Origin of the sequence: uncultured Deefgea sp. (assembly GCF_947072475.1) — a bacterium.
In the GTDB taxonomy this organism is placed as follows: domain Bacteria; phylum Pseudomonadota; class Gammaproteobacteria; order Burkholderiales; family Chitinibacteraceae; genus Deefgea.
The window spans coordinates 1-15,752 of sequence record NZ_CAMTIA010000024.1; the positions used below are offsets into that span (position 1 = coordinate 1).

Here is a 15,752-nt window from a genome sequence, read left to right on the forward strand (position 1 = left end):
GGGTCAAGTTAACCCCTCAAACACGCCCAAAGGGGGGGTCAAGTTAACCCCTCAAACACGCCCAAAGGGGGGGTCAAGTTAACCCCTCAAGAAGCGCCAAAAAGCCCTCATACTACTGGTGGCAACTTACCACCTCTATCACGCGCAAAGGATGTGCCAAATTGACGAACTCTTTAAAGCGGGATATACAAGCCGCCTAAAGTACAAACACGTTACTGCGGCAGATTCTTATTCATTTGAGTAGGTTGTGGTTTTGGATGCTCTGAAGTCATTTTGATTGTTGTGAATTTGTGTTGCCATGATGGCGTATTAATATCAATGTCGTTGAAGTATCAAAACAAAGATTGCTGCGGTGAGGGTATGAGGTGTGACCGGATTTGCGGTAAGGCATCCGCGCGCATCAATTCAGCTGGGTAATTCTTCAAAAACGTTCGCGCTAGCTCAGGGTTTTTGCAGCTCAACCACGCGTCATAGTCGGCTTCTGGAATGATGACTAAGTTTCGCTTTTCATCGTTTGGTTTGTGCATGCGTTTCATGAGCGGATGCTCATCCGCGTTGATGGTGATTTGCGTGAACGAATAGCTGCGTCGGCCATTTTCTTCTTCCCATGCGCGCCACAATCCGGCCACCGCAAACGGCGCATCATTGAGCAAGCTGATTTGATGCCTTACCGCTTTGCCTGATTCATAACACGGCTCAAAAAATCCCATCATTGGCACTAAACACAGCTGGCGGCGTTGCCATGCGCCTTGATAGCTTTTGAGTTGCCCTATGGTTTCGGCGCGGGCGTTCATGGTGCTATAGCGCGCACCTTGCGGTAGTTTGGCCTTGGGTAAAAATCCATAGTTCGCGACTACAGCTTGTCGACCTTGGCGGCCATGCACAATCATCGGCGCAGCGTAGTCTTGCCACACTTCATCGGGCCAGTCGGCCTTGGGCTCAATCGCGGCAAATTGGCTAAGCACTAACCGTTTAGGAATTGGAATGTAATTTACGCACATAGAAAAGAACGTTCGTTCTATAATATTCTGATTCAGATGGTTTCAGGATAACTCATGTCATTGCATTTGCACCCGCCAATCCCCGCTGCACTTGAAGCAAAGGCACTCTATTTACCTGTCATGGGTGTTTCGATTTCGGCGGGATTTCCGTCACCAGCCGAAGATTGGGCCGAAGAGCGTGTCGATTTGAATCAGCGCTATGTGCAGCATCCTGAGGCAACCTTTTACTTTACGGTTGCAGGTGACAGCATGGTCAGTAGTCTTGCCGAACACTCCATCCCTGATGGTGCAACGTTGATTGTTGACCGCGCATTGAGCGCCAAGCACGACGATATTGTTGTGGCGGTGATTGATGGCGATTTTACCGTAAAGCGTTTGTATTGCCGTGGCGCACGCTTGGCGCTGATTGCAGAAAATCCAGCCTATCCGCCGATTGTATTGGGCGACGAGCAAGAGTTATCAATTTGGGGCGTGGTGACCGCGTGGATAGCGAGGCCGCGATGATTGCCTTGGTCGATGTGAACAATTTTTATGTGTCGTGCCAGCGGGTGTTTGAGCCCAGGCTGATGGGTAAACCTGTGGTGGTGCTATCGAATAATGATGGCTGTGTGGTGGCGCGTAGTAGCGAAGCGAAAGCACTGGGCATCAAAATGGCTGCACCGTGGCATCAACTGCGTGATTTTGCGCAGCAAGAAGGCATCATCGCCCGTAGCAGCAATTACGCGCTGTATGCCGATATGAGCCATCGGGTGATGACCATACTCAGCCGCTTTAGCCCGAACCAAGAAATTTACAGTATCGACGAATGCTTTTTGAGTTTTGACGGCCTACTGCAAGACCATACCGAATTGGCGCAAGACATTCGCCGTACCGTATTGCAATGGACGGGCTTACCCGTGTGCGTTGGCATTGCGCCAACCAAAACGCTCGCCAAATTCGCCAATCACATCGCCAAGAAACAAGCGCCATTCAATGGTGTGTGTGCATGGCAGCAACTCAACCCCAACCAACAATACGCGCAAATGCAGGCTTTGCCAGTGGGTGACGTATGGGGTATTGGTCGCCGAATATCAGAGCGCATGGCACAGGAAGGGATACATACCATCGCAGATTTAAGGACCAGTAATGCTGACCAGATACGCCAACGCTACAGCATTGTCGTGCAACGCACCGTACACGAGCTACGCGGCATACCCAGTATTGAGCTGGAAGAGTCGACGCCCGACAAACAGCAAATCCTGTGTTCACGTAGCTTTGGCCAAGCGATTTATACTGAGCAAGAATTGGGTGAAGCCATCAGCACCTACATCGCTCGTGCCGCTGAAAAACTACGTCAACAAGGCTCACTCGCAGGCAGTTTGGCAGTGTTTATACGCACCAATCCGTTTCGCCCTAAAGAGCCACAATACAGTCAGCACATCCTCGTGCCGCTTACGCAAGCCAGTGACGATACGCTATTGCTGACTCGCGCCGCGTTATGGGTGCTCAAACGTATTTATCGAACGGGATTTGCCTACGCCAAAGCTGGCGTAATGCTGTGTGATTTGCAGCCCCGTACAGCAGTCCAAGGCCATCTATTTCTGCAAACTGCAGACCCCATCAAACGTGCGGCACTCAATAAAGTAATGGATGACATCAATCGCCAATGGGGCCGAGGCTCAATCCGCGTTGCCAGTGCGGGGTTTAATCACGGCTGGAAAATGCGCCAGAATCGGGTGTCGCCGTTCTGGACGACTCGGTGGCCGGATATACCAATTGCTAAATAAGCGTTAATGCCTGTTCTACGGGTACTTATTTTTTAGAGAGTTATCAGTCGTTCTCAGGTATCAAGCACCTAGTATTGTGGCTTAATTGAATACGGAGAAATCAAAACGTTTGGTTAGGTTGCAGAAGTTTTGGGAGGTAGCCAGCTACTCAACGAAAATAGAATTGGCTGAACTACATTACTTCACAGTATCCTCACGAAAAAGTACGGACAAAACAGTGCCATGTTTGTCGCAAGCGCTTAATAGTTGGCGGCTACTGACGGAAGATTGGCCGCAACTTCTGTGCCAAGGATACTGCAAACGAAGGCAACTATTTCCGCGATGCTCACATTTCATGGTGATTCGTCACTACTTGCCACTGGTGATGCTAGAGTTGAAAAAGTACCTTGCGTATTACATCCGCAACAAGTTCAGCAAAACATTGTATTAAAATTGTATGGCCACTGACAATCGGTTGTGTTTGCATGTATTTTGGCTCTAATCTTATTAGTACTAAAGCCATAATGTAGCGTTATTGCAATTTGTTATGTGATAGAATCGTGCGCTGGCATTGGGGACATGCCAATTGTTACTGAGCTAACCGTGCTTCTACGCCCCGTACATAATGAGACCAAGATGTCTGAAAATACCAATCCTCAGCTTCAGTACGCTCCTACTGAAGACGATATTAGAAATGGGATATCGGTTGATGTTGAAGAATCGACCGAGAAGTGGAGCGAGTTTCATTTGCAAGATGGGACTAAAATCAGGGCAAAGATAGGAATTGTGTCCGCAGTTCGCTTAAAAGATAAGTATGATGAGAGTGGTGCTCCTATATATGTATTTAATCTAGCCCCTATGATTAATATCACTCCCGAAGAAGACTTAAAAAAACAAACTAAGTGAAGGCCGCAATATGAGAATGCCATTTAATTTCCTTACCGTTGCTTCTCAACGTCAGAGCAGTTCGATTATTGTTGCCGTAGTGGCAACTGTTGCTACATTTGTAATAAGCGTAGCTTCTACTGCTTCAGTACAGGAAGAGACTTTCAACTCTGCTTTAGTAAAAACATCAACTGTTAGTACAACGGTTAATGATTTCTATCTAGCTTACTCTGATAGTGCTATGGCTAATCAGATGAGTAATATTACGTCTGGAATTGGCGCGACCACCTTCACCCTCCATAGTGGTTTTTCCGGTGAGAGTCATAGGGAGGAACTATTTACATTTGATTTAGATGAAATGTCGGAAGCTCTGAGCACAAAACTTGTTGCGCTACCAAATGAAGTGGCTAGTTTTGATGAGTTCGATAAGTGGTTGGCTACGTTTTGAAATGAGTGAATCGCTTTGTCAGCTTAGTACTCATATTATTATGAAAATAAAAAACTTGTCTTCCCAAGATAAGAAAAAAATTTATACTATTATTGAGAAAGCTAAGAGTGGCGGCGCATCAGAATTGTCAAATTTGTTTGTGAGTGATTCAAAGTTACCAATTAGAAATAAATGCTCTGACAATGTAAACACAGACGACTTTAATTTCCTTGAGAAGGTGCGTTTAGTGCAGCAGCATGGTTTGTGGCATGTGCATGCAGGCTTTTATAATGATAGGTTCAACTCATATCCCATCTCGAACGGCTTTAAAGTTTCAACTTCGGGCCAAGACTTAGTGTCTCAGTGGTTGGTTCACTACAAAAAAAGAGACGATAACAAAGTCGACTTTGTTGATTTGAAAGCTCATCCCCCCCTTAACGTTCTAGATATAAACATTAATTCAGATTGATACTTTTTGTGGCTGAGTATTATTTTTTTTAGGTTATTTTGATTAATGGTTTATGGATAAATGCCTTTCGGTAGTGTTACATATGTATCTTTGACACGCTTAATTGTCCCCCGCCCACATCCCAGCAAATCTTGTATCGCACTCCACGATTTCCCTTCTGCCAGCAGGCCAGCAATTTTGCGGTGCAGCTCAGCGTCTTTCGGGCGGCCAGCATATAGGCCTTGCGCCTTGGCTTTAGCGATGCCATCAGCTTGACGGCGACGACGGTCGTCGTAATCTTTGCGTGCTATCGCGGCGAGCATGTCGAGTAGCATGTTGTTAATCGCCGCCAGCATTAGCGCAGTGAAGCTATCACCATCTTTCAGCATGTTGTGACTGGTCGGCAAATCGAGCGCGACAATTCGCATGCCTTTGTCGCTAATCATGCGCCGCAGCGTGAGCCAGTCAGCGTTTTTCATACGGCTTAGTCGGTCAACCTGCTCAACAAGTAATACATCGCCGTGACTTGCATCATTCAAGAGTCGCATTAACTCAGGGCGGTCGAGTTTGGTGCCACTTTCATTCTCTATGTAATAACTGGCTATGCGTAAATTATGCTCAGCGGCAAACGCATCAAGTTGCTGGCGCGCACGACTGGCATCTTGCTCTTTGGTACTGGCCCGAAGGTAGGCTCGAACAAACATGGTGAAACCCCATTAAAAGTTCCGTTTATGTGGTTTCAATATAGGTAGTGCCGTTTAAGTGGTAAATGCCTATTTTGGAACTGATGGATAAGCGGTTTTGTGTGGTTTCGGTGAGGTATACCTTATTGAAACTTGTGATTTGATGTAGTACCGACTACAAAATTTGTGCATGTCGGGTTTAACTTTACCGCTGATAAGTAGGGCAGGACATGTTGTGGGGTAAATTGTCTTTGTTTTTTGTGGGTGGTGTTGATTTAACACCCCCTTTGGGTGTGTTGGTGGTGTTAATTTAATCTCGCTAGTCGTGACAAAATGTCTATTTTTCAATGTGTGGCTTGATAGGGTATCGCTCACAATTGGTATTGCAACTCAATCAATCATTAGGTTGCAGTGCGGCCACGTACAGAATCGCACCATGCGTGTCGTTCAATAGTTTGTCAGCATTGCCCCCGCGTTGTGTCAAAAAAGGATAGGGCAAGTTTTGATTTTTTCGTTTACGCAAGACTTATAAATGCTGCGTGAGTCACTGTAAATTTGGAGTGTCTGGCTTGCTGTGCTTGATGTTGAGTATGTGACGAATTAGACGTCGACCTAGGTTGTAAATTTAACTCGATTTATCCGCCAAAACTTATCGACATTCTCCTGTGTGCTGACCAATTTCACCACCACCAAACTAGGGTTAATGCTTGGTTGAATCGACTAGGTTAGACTGAGCGACAGGCCGCAGTCGGCCATAAGCGGAAGTAACACTTAGCTTGTTCGTGCCCGAATGAGTGTCAGCTACCCTTCTGATGACAGACCCCATAATAAAATTTCACTTGTAGCATTAGACCTCAATGAGTGAGGCCTACTTAATAGTTAGGCGACATTACAGGTTAGAAAAATACCATGACTGAAATTGAGATTTTTGTAGAGAAAGATGAGGAAAATCAACTTCCAATCCCTACCGTTTGGCGTCCAATTTTTGTCAGCATAGTCGATGCCTTTGTGAACAAAGACTACTCCCTTTCATGTGAAATCGACGGTGTTGCTTCAGTTTCTAAAGAAACGGCCAACCACATTAAAGAGTACATCGAAGATTACGGGGAAGAGTTAATTCAGCTCCCTAATGAAACATGGGAATCTTCAATATGCATTTGTATGGGCGGTCACTGGGACGTACTTATTGATTTATGGACAGCTGGTGAAGGGCGTAGTGATTTAGTGCTTGGTGCCCGAATTTCAGAAAGCACAAATGGCTACTTAGTTGATATTGAAATGGTCTATGTTCCATGACTGGTCTGCAAAAGCACTTAACAAGGCATTCAACCGGACATGCCGAAACGCGCAGCTTCACATCCCTTACAAGTCACTCATGGTAGCGAAGACTGTGTGTCGGCAATGGGTCGACTGCGGCCTGTCGCATAGTTTAAACTCGTCAATTAAAGTGAGCTGCAATCCAAGTTTGGCTGTGTCTAAATTGGTAAGCTGGGTGGCGACGTTCGATGAGTGTGGGTGGATAAATTAAATAAGATTCCGCACCTTTCATTGCCACGCTAAAAATTCAAGCAAACTACTGCCCTGCAAACTGTACAAGCCCTTGGGCGTTCCCTATCAAAAATAGCTTCTGCGGTTTGAGTACGTCTAGCGCCCAAGCCTGTTGCTGAGCGGCTTTGTCGGCAAATTCAGCCACGCTATATATGGCGGGATTAATTTCTCGACCAAGCTGCTCTTGCAGTGGATATAACGCCGCCACCACTTCGGCAAAGTTAACTTCACCCAGCACCAGCACGTCGATGTCACTACCCGCCCGCTCTTCACCGCGCGCAACCGAGCCAAACACCAAGGCGACATCAATTCGCTCAGCCAACTCGGCCAAAGCCGCAGTCAGCACATCGGCCACCCCCGCCGTTTTGCGCAGCAAACCCGCCAGCTCAGAAAGTACGGGACAGACCGTATTGGCGCGATAATGCTTTTGATTACCGACCTTGCTCACCAGTAGCACACCAGCATCGGCTAATTTAGCCAATTCACGACTGAGCGTGCCCGCCTGTGTTTGCGTAAGCCGCGCAATTTCGCGCACATGCCATGCGCTAAGCGAACTCTGCAAAGCAGCAGAAATACCCCACACAACACTGCACGGGTTACGCAGAACGTTTGAAACTCAATCCGAGTGGGTTGATTGCCCTCTTGGCATTGTGGCGCAAATTACGGGGCACAAATCCAGTGCTACGGCAGAAAAACACTATAAACGCCGCCCCTTAGACTTGCTGAGAAAATGGCATAAGAAAATCGAAAAATGGTTTTTGAAACAAGCAAAAATTAAGTTTAAAGAAAAATCAGCACCAGCGCCTTTACGCTTAGTTGCATAAAGAATTTATTGACTGCGCTAGTGTATGGAGCAACTACTGAGCAGATAGAAAGTGCGCTTGTTGATGGTAAAGCCGCTATTTTGGCGTATGCTAAACAGCGTGGGTTTGATGATATTCATCATGCAAAAGGTAAAAATGTACGTGGCGTAGGGCTACATACTGGCGTGGCAAGCATCAGGCCGACCGATTCCCCTGTTGAATTACTAGACAAGGCCGACCTTATCATGGGTCGCAGCAAGGGCAAGCACGAACAAGGAGATAAAAATGTCGGACGAGGCACTATACAAACGGCTGGGAATGAAGCACCTGCTGGGGCAACCGAGCGAGGTGAAACAGGCGGAGTTCGAGAAACGGATTCAGCAATTGGAGACAAAGAGCTTGGCGAGGCAGCAAGCAGCGGAACAATTGAAAGCGCAGACCAGCAATCAGAAGTAGGCACTGATTTAAGCACACCGACAACGCCAGCCCAAAATTTGAGCCGATACGACTAATGTAGGTCAACAGGTCGCGATGGCCGCCATGCGCTAACTTGATACAACAAAGGCCTCAACGTGAGTTGGGGCCTTTTTGATTGGCACACTAAAACACTAAAGCAAGCGACTACACGGCAAACTTTAAAAGCCCTTGCGCATTCCCTATCAAAAATAACTTCGGCTGTCTTAATACGTCTAGCGCCCAAGCCTGTTGCTGAGCGGCTTTGTCGGCAAATTCAGCCACGCTATACACGGCGGGATTAATTTTTCGACCAAGCTGCGCTTGCAGTGGGTATAGCGCCAACACTTTGGCAAAGTTCACATCACCTAGCACCAGCACGTCGACGTTGCTACCCAAACGCTCTTCACCGCGCGCTACTGAACCAAATTGTCATGTCCACATCAATTACGCTCTACTAACACGGAAAAAACCTCCTTTTTTCGCAGCAAACCTAAATACTCAGAAAATGCGCGGCATTACCTGTAAAAAAAATCAATCATATCTCCCACTCGGTATTGTTGCACCATGCACAATTCAATAACATGTAATCATTTACTCATCTTCGCTAGACCAACTATGAAATTATAAACTTATAGCCCATAAAGTCAGGAAAAACTTAACACCCACGACTCTAACTCTTTAGTTAACTTCAAAATTTCTTTCAAATGTGGTTCACTAGCGTGATATTCACTTGTACTAATACCTTTTGAAAATCTATCCTCAATAACACTATCCATTTGGTTATCCACATATTTCCAATATGAACTTTTACTTCTTGCCGGATGAGACTCTATATGTACGTACATAGCATTAAATCCATCCTTGGGATGAAAATAAATATTTTGAGACAAATAAAACAATCCTTCATCAAGAGTTACTAACCAGCATTCTTGAAGTCGTTCGTCATAATCATAATCACTCATTAAACCTGGAATACGTAAATACATTAAGTCTCTAGATTGATTTAACAACGACATCAATTTTTTTTCACCTGAACCGCTTTTTTTAAAATTATCTGAAATTATTTTCGAAGCATTATCAAAATCATCATAACCAGTTTTAGCATCGGAAAAGCTATGTTTAGCAACCTCTACTTCAAAAGCACCAACCATGCTAACAAGGTTATCCATAAACTCCATATAAATATCGAATTTCTCATAGCCAGTGGACGACTTACATTCAGATTGGATTTGATAAATTTTCAACATTGATAAATAGCTCACAGAAATCAGCAGTTGTTCACCCTCTGCAAGCTTGCTAAAAATCCGACTAGGTCCTTTCGAACTATTAAGTTCAGTGTGATTATAAGAATTTACGAACGAAGGGGCATATTCTGCGACAAAATTCTCATATGAAGACATTAATTCTTCACGAAATTTTTCATCAGCTTCACCTAATGCAAAACCAGGAACAATAAAAATACCATTAGTCTTTAACAAATCACATAAATCGTAAAACGGACGGGAATGTGCGCCACACAAACCATGAAAATCAAATAGAAGCACATCCCTCATATAATTTAAAACATTTAAATCAAAAATAACTGACGTCTCAATTCCATCTGCAAGCTTTCTAAGCACTGTGTCACTACAAAGAGTTAATTTATTCCCCTCCCCTCTGCTTGACTTAATCAAATGTAATCTTCTTGACATTGCCAACCTCATAAACAATAAAACACATAAAAACGTTTACATTAAGTTCTACAGATATACTTACCTGTATCATCCCGCCAAATTGTCATAAACAAAGCTATACGCCCTAGCGGCTTTTTCCTGGCGCAGGTCGGGGTTATAGGGTTGTGGTAATGTTCTAAAAATATCGCGAATTGTTTTTTGCACGGCGGCACGGGCTTGTTGTTTTAAGCGCCAATCCAAAATCAGTTTTTCGGTTTTTAATTTCGCCAATAGCTCTTTGGCCAAGCGCCGTACATCCTGCTCTTGCTCTGGCGTTAATGGCGGGTCCGGCTGGGTCAATATGTCGAATACGGCCAGTTCTTCTTCACTCAGCCCTAGCGACTCACCACGCAACCCTTCCGCTGTCAGTTCTTTAGTAAATTGCTTCAGTTCCTCGACATACGCTTCGATGTTGATATCGCCAGCGTTGTACGCATCAATCAGTTTTTTCAGCTTTTCAACCAAACCTTCACGACTTGGATTTTTCGCCGCCAGCTCGTTTACTTTTTGCTCGACCGCGCCCTTTAACTGCTCGGCAGTAACGTGTTTACGCTTGCTCTTTTTAAACTCAGCATCCAAGGCTTCAAAATCAATTTCAGACAAATCAACCAAAGCCTTAGCCATACCGCTGGCTGAAATGTGATATCCATCGGTGGCAATAGAATCATCGAGCAAGGCCTCAATATCATTCATCACCTCGCTAATATCGACGGGTGGCATCAGCGCTTTGACTTGCCGCGCCAAGAACGCCAACGCAACTGTTTTAGGCGCGTAATCCGCAGCGCGAGTATCGGGCAAGATGGCTTTGTAGTGCTTAGCCACAAAGCCCGTCAGCGCCATAAATTGCGCTTTACTATCATCACTCGCAACAATGGCATCGAGTGCATCCATCATCAGGCCAAGGCGATGAAATCCTTCGGCAGCAATAATGTCGGTGATACTGATTTGCTGGGAATGGCACCACATTTCCGCATCAGTAATGGACTGCTCTAACATCTGAATAAGATGCTGTTTCGCCTCTAGCGGCACCTCACCCGAATCATCTTTACCACCACCCGCGCCGCCCACGCCTGGATTAGCATAAATAGAAAGCGCATCTTTTAGGTGACGGAAAATCCCGACGTAATCGACAATCATGCCGCTGGTTTTGCCTTCAGACACCCGATTAGCGCGGGCGATGGCCTGCATCAAGGTGTGCGCCTTCATCGGCTTATCCAGATACAGCGTCGAGCAAGTCGGTACGTCAAAGCCTGTAATCCACATCGCGCAAACGAATACCAGTTTTAACTTGGTCGTCGGGCTTTTGAATTCTTCTTCCAAGTCACCCTGCATCATGCGGCGGCGATGTGGCTCAATATCCAAGCCTTTCTCTTTCAGGTCGGCCACTTCGTTTTGGCCTTGCGACACCACCACGGCCATATCGGTATCAAGCATCAGCGCGATGCGCTCTTGCAAGGCAAGTGCATGCTCACCCGTACTTAACTTCAGCTCGGCCTGTAAGCGCGTCAGCGTCGCTTGCCAATGCGCTTGCACCTTATCGTACATGCGAATGGCGGTTGCCTTGTCGATACACACCATCATCGCTTTGCCGCGATACCCACGCCCCGTGAAATGCTCAACGATGTCGGCGGCGATGGTTTCAAGTCGGTCGTTGCGGGTAATCAGGTGATATTGGCGGCCAAATTCGCGCTCTAGTTTTTGCTCTTGCTCGTCGTCCAGCTCGGCGTTTTCCAAAATACTCGCCAAATCGGCATTCAAATCTTCGTTAGTCAGTTGCAAAGCGGGGATGCGGTTCTCGTAATACAGCGGCACCGTTGCGCCGTCTTGAATCGCTTGGGCGAAGTTATAGACCGAAACATAATCACCAAACACAGCGCGGGTTTTTTCATCTTCGCCCGCAATCAATGGCGTTCCGGTAAAACCAATAAACGCCGCATTCGGCAGCGCTTTACGCATATTCATTGCAAACGTGCCGTACTCACTACGGTGCGCTTCATCGGTAATCACAATAATGTCAGAGCGGTTCGACAGTAGCGGATATTCTGCGCCGTCTTCACTGCGAAATTTTTGAATCAGCGTGAACACATAGCGCTGATTACCTGCCAACAATTCTTTGAGGTGTGCCGCGCTAGTGGCTTGCACCTCAGCCCCTACGCTACCTGTATTGGCAAAGGTTTTATAGATTTGCGTATCGAGCTCTTCGCGGTCCGTCACAATCACAAAAGTCCACGCGCCAGGACGCTTACGCAAGATTTTCTGCGTAAAGAACACCATCGACAAACTTTTACCACTGCCTTGGGTATGCCAGAACACGCCCAACTTGCCTTGGTTTTCGTTCAGCTTGCCCACTTCCTCAATGGCTTTGTTCACACCAAGGAATTGGTGATTTTTGGCGACCTTCTTCACCAGCCCACCGCGAACCAGTTCAAACAGAGTGTAGTTTTCAATCAGGTCGAGTAATCGCTCGGGCAGCAGCATGCCGCGCAGTGCAGTTTCTAGCGATACCTTGGCGGGCTCTTCTTCGGTCGAAATCCGCTTCCATTCGGCAAAGTGCTCCCACATCGACGTAAGTGTGCCGACCTTGGTTTCGCGGCCATTGGATAACAAGATAAACGCATTGAAGTGAAACAGTTGCGGAATGCTTTGCCCACGGTAATCACGCAGGTTTTCGTCAAAGGCCGCTTTAAGGTGAACGCGCGGTGCTTTAAATTCCAAAAACACCAACGGCAAGCCATTGATAAAGCCTACGCCATCGCAGCGACGGCGATACATATCTCCCGCCACCCAAAGCTGGGTCGCCAGAAAATACTCATTATTCTCGGGGGTTTTCCAATCCACCAGCACCAGCGTTTCAAAGCTGGGCATACCATCCGCATCAGGAACGGTGACTTTAACGCCGTCGCGCAATAAGGCATAAATCGCTTGATTCGCCACCACCGCCGACTCACGGGAACGGTCGGTATTTAATACATCAAACGCCAGCTCATACGCCAATGGCGACAAGCCAGGGTTAAGCCGCTGCAACGCCGCCCGCAAGCGATTCGGCAAAATGACTTGGCTTTCGCTCTCGCGCCCTTCCGTGCCCAAACGCCCTATTTTTTCTTTGAACAAATCCGCATGCTGCCAGCCCAAAGTTTTGAGTAATTCAATCGCAGGCGCTTCAACTAAATTCAGCTCGCCATAGCCAGCAGACACTTCACGCGCGGAATGTGGGATTGGTTTTTCGATGTTGTAGGGCAAAGGATTTATCCTATTTATCCAACGACAAACAGTAGCCTTATCAAAGACCTACCATTCAATATGCCCAGAAAATAGGATAAAAAAGTAAGCTAAATAAAACCAAATTTTGCTGAATTATCTTATTTTTAATCTGAACATTGTCGAAAGACTACCCAATTCGCATCAATCTTACAAGCTAGCATTCAACGCGCTAGGCTTCGCCAGCAAGCAGCCGCTCAAGCTCATGTGAAATAGCTCGCATCTGCCTAAGCTCTTCATATTCGGTATAACGTATTGCGCTAGGATATTTCTTCAGCCAGATTTCCAATAATTGCCGCCCTAAATCCAGCGAATTACCCTGCAAATTCTGGCCACGCTGATAACGGCTTAAACATTGTCTTATCCGCTGATTGAGTTTATTGCGGGCTTCATCTGCCTCTTCCGCCTCGCCGTAGATGTCTTCCAGCAACTCATCCAGCGCATCGCCTTCGATGCCACGCAAAAAAGCCGCCGCACCGCCGCATTCATCAATGATGACGCTTAATTGCGGCCACTGGGAAATCACCTGCTCGCTGTCACGCACTGTCACAGTACCACTCCGTATTATCGCCATCACTGGATAACGTCATCCAGCATTTCAATGGATACCACCATGAGCACATCAAAAAAAACAGGCAATTCAGCCCCTAAGCCCGCAGCCCCTCGCCCAGCAAATTGGCCAAGTAAAGTGCCAGGCGCAATTTCAGGAGGCATGCGTGACAACGCATCCCCCCAAAAAAAATAAGGAGCTAGACCATGAGCAATAAAGCCAATGATGACAACCACAGCAATCAGCTCAATCCAAATAACGACGCCTATTGGGAGTCTCGGGATTTTGATGGCCGTCCAGATGATTATGAAGAACGCCTAGAATCTGGCGACACCCAAGCTGAATAAAAAAAATACCAGGGCTCATCACCCTGGTCTTCAATATTGTTTCGTCGCCGCTGCACAAGCTGGTAGATATTGATTAAACGTCACCACAAAGTTTTGCCCTGGACTCGCGGCCAGGACCTCACGCGCTTGATTAAAAGCGCAGGTACAAGCAGACACTTTCCGTTGATATAGTTCGTGACTTGCAGGCTCCAAACCCAAAATACACGCCTCTAAATTGCGGTACTCCATCGGAGAAATGGCCGCACGCTGCGACACATACTCTGCCAAGAAAAAGCCACCCACTGCTGTCAGCGTTGCCACCACCAGCGTCGTCGCTTTGCTCACGCCGCTTTTAATCTCTACTGTCGTCGACTGTCGCTCATCACTTTGATGAGTTCGCTGTTGCGACTCCAGCAACGCGGTGTAGGGGCGAAACGCCTGGGTATCCAGCGGCGCTTTGCAGCAACCGCAGCTAATCTGAAACTGGGTTTCTACCTTATTGGCCTTACCGCACTGACCACACTCTAGTAATACACTCGCCATCAAACCCTTAGCGCATCAATGCGTCTTTTCTTATAGATTCAAGGTATGTTGCTATAGCCATTTATAAATATGCGATATACCACAATACCCATGCAGATTACTCTGGCAGCACCAGCGTCGAAACATCCAACTCGCCTGAAATCAGGCGCGGCAAGAGTAGGTCGCGGGTTTGGCGGAGGTTGGCATTTTTTTGCTGCAAGGTCCTAATTAGCTCAAACATTGGTGCAACAGCGACATCAAACTTCGATTGAATATCATTCGGTGACAACACAAATTTTGTCGCCGCGACACGCTCTTTACTCATATTTTGTTGCGCCGCACCTTGAGCCTTATCGTTAAACTCTTGATAACGGGAAGACAACAGAGAGTATAAAAACCATTTTTTTATACGTTGTTCATCGGGCTCAAAACCCAAAGCAGCTTGATTACAACTTGCGCGTCGAGTGGTCACACCAAGTCGCCCAATTGTTGCTCCATAAATTGCGAGCAATATCGTACCGGCAGGGAAAATCTTAGCTTTCTTTGCGTGTACGGCCGATTCACAAATACGCTCATCAGCATCGAACAAGAAGCAGTTTTTCAACTCCTGTGTTTTATACCAATCAACTGTGCCATCAGACCAATAGTCTAAATTTTTACGTGAAGGCGTACCACCAGATTGTATGCGAGTACAACACTCTCCAATAGTGCTAATACTCCACCCTTTCGGCACCAAGCCTAGTTCGGTTTCTACTTTTTGGGCTTGCTCATGACCGGGATAGCGGAAGTGGACGAACCATTCTTCATAAATCCGCCGAGCCATTTCCTCCAACACCGCAATCCGCCGCGTGTTGTTCTCAATCAGGTCGTCGTAGGCGGAGAGGATGGTTGCGATACGACATTGAATATCAAAAGATGGTACTGGCAGCTCAATTTCCTGCAAGTCCCTAATAGGAATTTGTGGCTGAGCAGAACCGGAGGAAAAATTCTTGAGTATTTTTTGCCCATCACTACCAAGCAACCAATAAAACAAGTATTTACTCGAAAACTGATGATTATCTGCGCGAAGAATCAACATTTGCGCATTGATAAGTCCACGAAAATTACTCGGAATACAAGCGACCTTGCCGACAGAAGACCCTCTAGTAGTCATGACGACATCAAGACCTTGAACACGCCCCTTTTTTATTGAAGCAAACTTCTGCTCCGAAATGTAATTCATGTTCTGAAAATCAAAACGGCCCGACGGCAATATATTTGTAGAGCTAAGAAATGGTACGCCTGAATCGAGAAACTCCTCTCTTTTTGGGTATTTCGCAGACCTATCACCATCAATGATAGAAATTGGTAAATCCTTCAGTTTTGACAATGGAAATGCAATCATTAAA

Annotated in this window: 18 protein-coding genes and 1 pseudogene; 9 read left to right on the forward strand and 10 right to left on the reverse strand. The window is 46.5% G+C overall.

Translation table 11 applies throughout. The features are described from left to right. Nucleotides 1-332 precede the first annotated feature (332 nt). Nucleotides 333-1,001, reverse strand: a complete 669-nt coding sequence (locus Q0V82_RS09415; RefSeq protein WP_297575063.1) for an SOS response-associated peptidase — start codon at nt 999-1,001, stop codon at nt 333-335. Between the two features lie 54 nt (nt 1,002-1,055). Between Q0V82_RS09415 and Q0V82_RS09420 the strand changes: the two genes are divergently transcribed. The 5 genes from Q0V82_RS09420 (at nt 1,056) to Q0V82_RS09440 (ending at nt 4,527) form a co-directional block, all read left to right on the forward strand. Then, entirely contained in the window at nt 1,056-1,505 is a 450-nt protein-coding gene (locus Q0V82_RS09420) for a LexA family transcriptional regulator (RefSeq protein WP_297575066.1), read from the forward strand. Then, nucleotides 1,484-2,767: a Y-family DNA polymerase gene (locus Q0V82_RS09425; RefSeq protein WP_297575069.1), complete on the forward strand. Its 1,284-nt coding sequence runs from the start codon at nt 1,484-1,486 to the stop codon at nt 2,765-2,767. The genes Q0V82_RS09420 and Q0V82_RS09425 overlap by 22 nt, the downstream gene beginning before the upstream one ends. 615 nt (nt 2,768-3,382) lie before the next feature. Beyond that, nucleotides 3,383-3,652: a hypothetical protein gene (locus Q0V82_RS09430; protein WP_297575071.1), complete on the forward strand. Its 270-nt coding sequence runs from the start codon at nt 3,383-3,385 to the stop codon at nt 3,650-3,652. A 10-nt stretch (nt 3,653-3,662) separates the two neighbouring features. Beyond that, complete coding sequence (locus Q0V82_RS09435; protein WP_297575074.1) at nt 3,663-4,079, forward strand: hypothetical protein; 417 nt, start codon at nt 3,663-3,665, stop codon at nt 4,077-4,079. Nucleotide 4,080: 1 nt separating this feature from the next. After that, nucleotides 4,081-4,527 (forward strand): hypothetical protein, encoded by a 447-nt coding sequence (locus tag Q0V82_RS09440; protein WP_297575077.1) that lies wholly within the window; start codon nt 4,081-4,083, stop codon nt 4,525-4,527. 50 nt (nt 4,528-4,577) lie between these two features. Here the strand turns inward: Q0V82_RS09440 and Q0V82_RS09445 are convergent, their stop codons facing one another. Then, complete coding sequence (locus Q0V82_RS09445) at nt 4,578-5,210, reverse strand: recombinase family protein (protein ID WP_297575080.1); 633 nt, start codon at nt 5,208-5,210, stop codon at nt 4,578-4,580. A gap of 888 nt (nt 5,211-6,098) precedes the next feature. Between Q0V82_RS09445 and Q0V82_RS09450 the strand changes: the two genes are divergently transcribed. Beyond that, nucleotides 6,099-6,485 (forward strand): hypothetical protein, encoded by a 387-nt coding sequence (locus Q0V82_RS09450; protein ID WP_297575083.1) that lies wholly within the window; start codon nt 6,099-6,101, stop codon nt 6,483-6,485. Between the two features lie 277 nt (nt 6,486-6,762). Here Q0V82_RS09450 and Q0V82_RS09455 read toward each other — a convergent pair whose 3' ends face one another. Further along, nucleotides 6,763-7,299: a nucleotidyltransferase domain-containing protein gene (locus tag Q0V82_RS09455; RefSeq protein ID WP_297575086.1), complete on the reverse strand. Its 537-nt coding sequence runs from the start codon at nt 7,297-7,299 to the stop codon at nt 6,763-6,765. A gap of 88 nt (nt 7,300-7,387) precedes the next feature. On the opposite strand from Q0V82_RS09455, the gene Q0V82_RS09460 reads away from it, so the two are divergent. Both Q0V82_RS09460 and Q0V82_RS09465 read left to right on the forward strand, forming a co-directional pair. Then, entirely contained in the window at nt 7,388-7,561 is a 174-nt protein-coding gene (locus Q0V82_RS09460; RefSeq protein WP_297575089.1) for a hypothetical protein, read from the forward strand. 20 nt (nt 7,562-7,581) lie between these two features. Beyond that, on the forward strand, nt 7,582-8,052 hold the full coding sequence (locus Q0V82_RS09465) for a hypothetical protein (protein WP_297575091.1): 471 nt from the start codon (nt 7,582-7,584) through the stop codon (nt 8,050-8,052). Nucleotides 8,053-8,161: 109 nt separating this feature from the next. On the opposite strand, the pseudogene Q0V82_RS09470 reads toward Q0V82_RS09465, so the two are convergent. The 5 genes and pseudogenes from Q0V82_RS09470 to Q0V82_RS09490 form a co-directional block, all read right to left on the reverse strand. Continuing rightward, a pseudogene (locus Q0V82_RS09470) lies at nt 8,162-8,410 on the reverse strand (hypothetical protein); the annotation flags it as partial. A gap of 230 nt (nt 8,411-8,640) precedes the next feature. Then, a complete protein-coding gene (locus Q0V82_RS09475) occupies nt 8,641-9,687 on the reverse strand; it encodes a hypothetical protein (RefSeq protein WP_297575097.1) in 1,047 nt (348 codons plus the stop codon). Nucleotides 9,688-9,756: 69 nt separating this feature from the next. Next, nucleotides 9,757-12,948: a type I restriction endonuclease subunit R gene (locus Q0V82_RS09480; protein ID WP_297575100.1), complete on the reverse strand. Its 3,192-nt coding sequence runs from the start codon at nt 12,946-12,948 to the stop codon at nt 9,757-9,759. 190 nt (nt 12,949-13,138) lie between these two features. Next, entirely contained in the window at nt 13,139-13,516 is a 378-nt protein-coding gene (locus Q0V82_RS09485) for a hypothetical protein (protein ID WP_297575103.1), read from the reverse strand. Between the two features lie 23 nt (nt 13,517-13,539). After that, nucleotides 13,540-13,689 carry a hypothetical protein gene (locus tag Q0V82_RS09490; RefSeq protein ID WP_297575106.1) on the reverse strand — a complete coding sequence of 50 codons (150 nt, stop codon included), beginning with the start codon at nt 13,687-13,689 and terminating at the stop codon, nt 13,540-13,542. A 33-nt stretch (nt 13,690-13,722) separates the two neighbouring features. On the opposite strand from Q0V82_RS09490, the gene Q0V82_RS09495 reads away from it, so the two are divergent. After that, nucleotides 13,723-13,863 (forward strand): hypothetical protein, encoded by a 141-nt coding sequence (locus Q0V82_RS09495; RefSeq protein WP_297575110.1) that lies wholly within the window; start codon nt 13,723-13,725, stop codon nt 13,861-13,863. A 30-nt stretch (nt 13,864-13,893) separates the two neighbouring features. On the opposite strand, the gene Q0V82_RS09500 is transcribed toward Q0V82_RS09495, so the two are convergent. Together Q0V82_RS09500 and Q0V82_RS09505 are read right to left on the reverse strand one after the other, a co-directional pair. After that, nucleotides 13,894-14,385 carry a hypothetical protein gene (locus Q0V82_RS09500; protein ID WP_297575113.1) on the reverse strand — a complete coding sequence of 164 codons (492 nt, stop codon included), beginning with the start codon at nt 14,383-14,385 and terminating at the stop codon, nt 13,894-13,896. 97 nt (nt 14,386-14,482) lie between these two features. Continuing rightward, nucleotides 14,483-15,748: a restriction endonuclease subunit S gene (locus Q0V82_RS09505; RefSeq protein WP_297575116.1), complete on the reverse strand. Its 1,266-nt coding sequence runs from the start codon at nt 15,746-15,748 to the stop codon at nt 14,483-14,485. Nucleotides 15,749-15,752 lie beyond the last annotated feature (4 nt).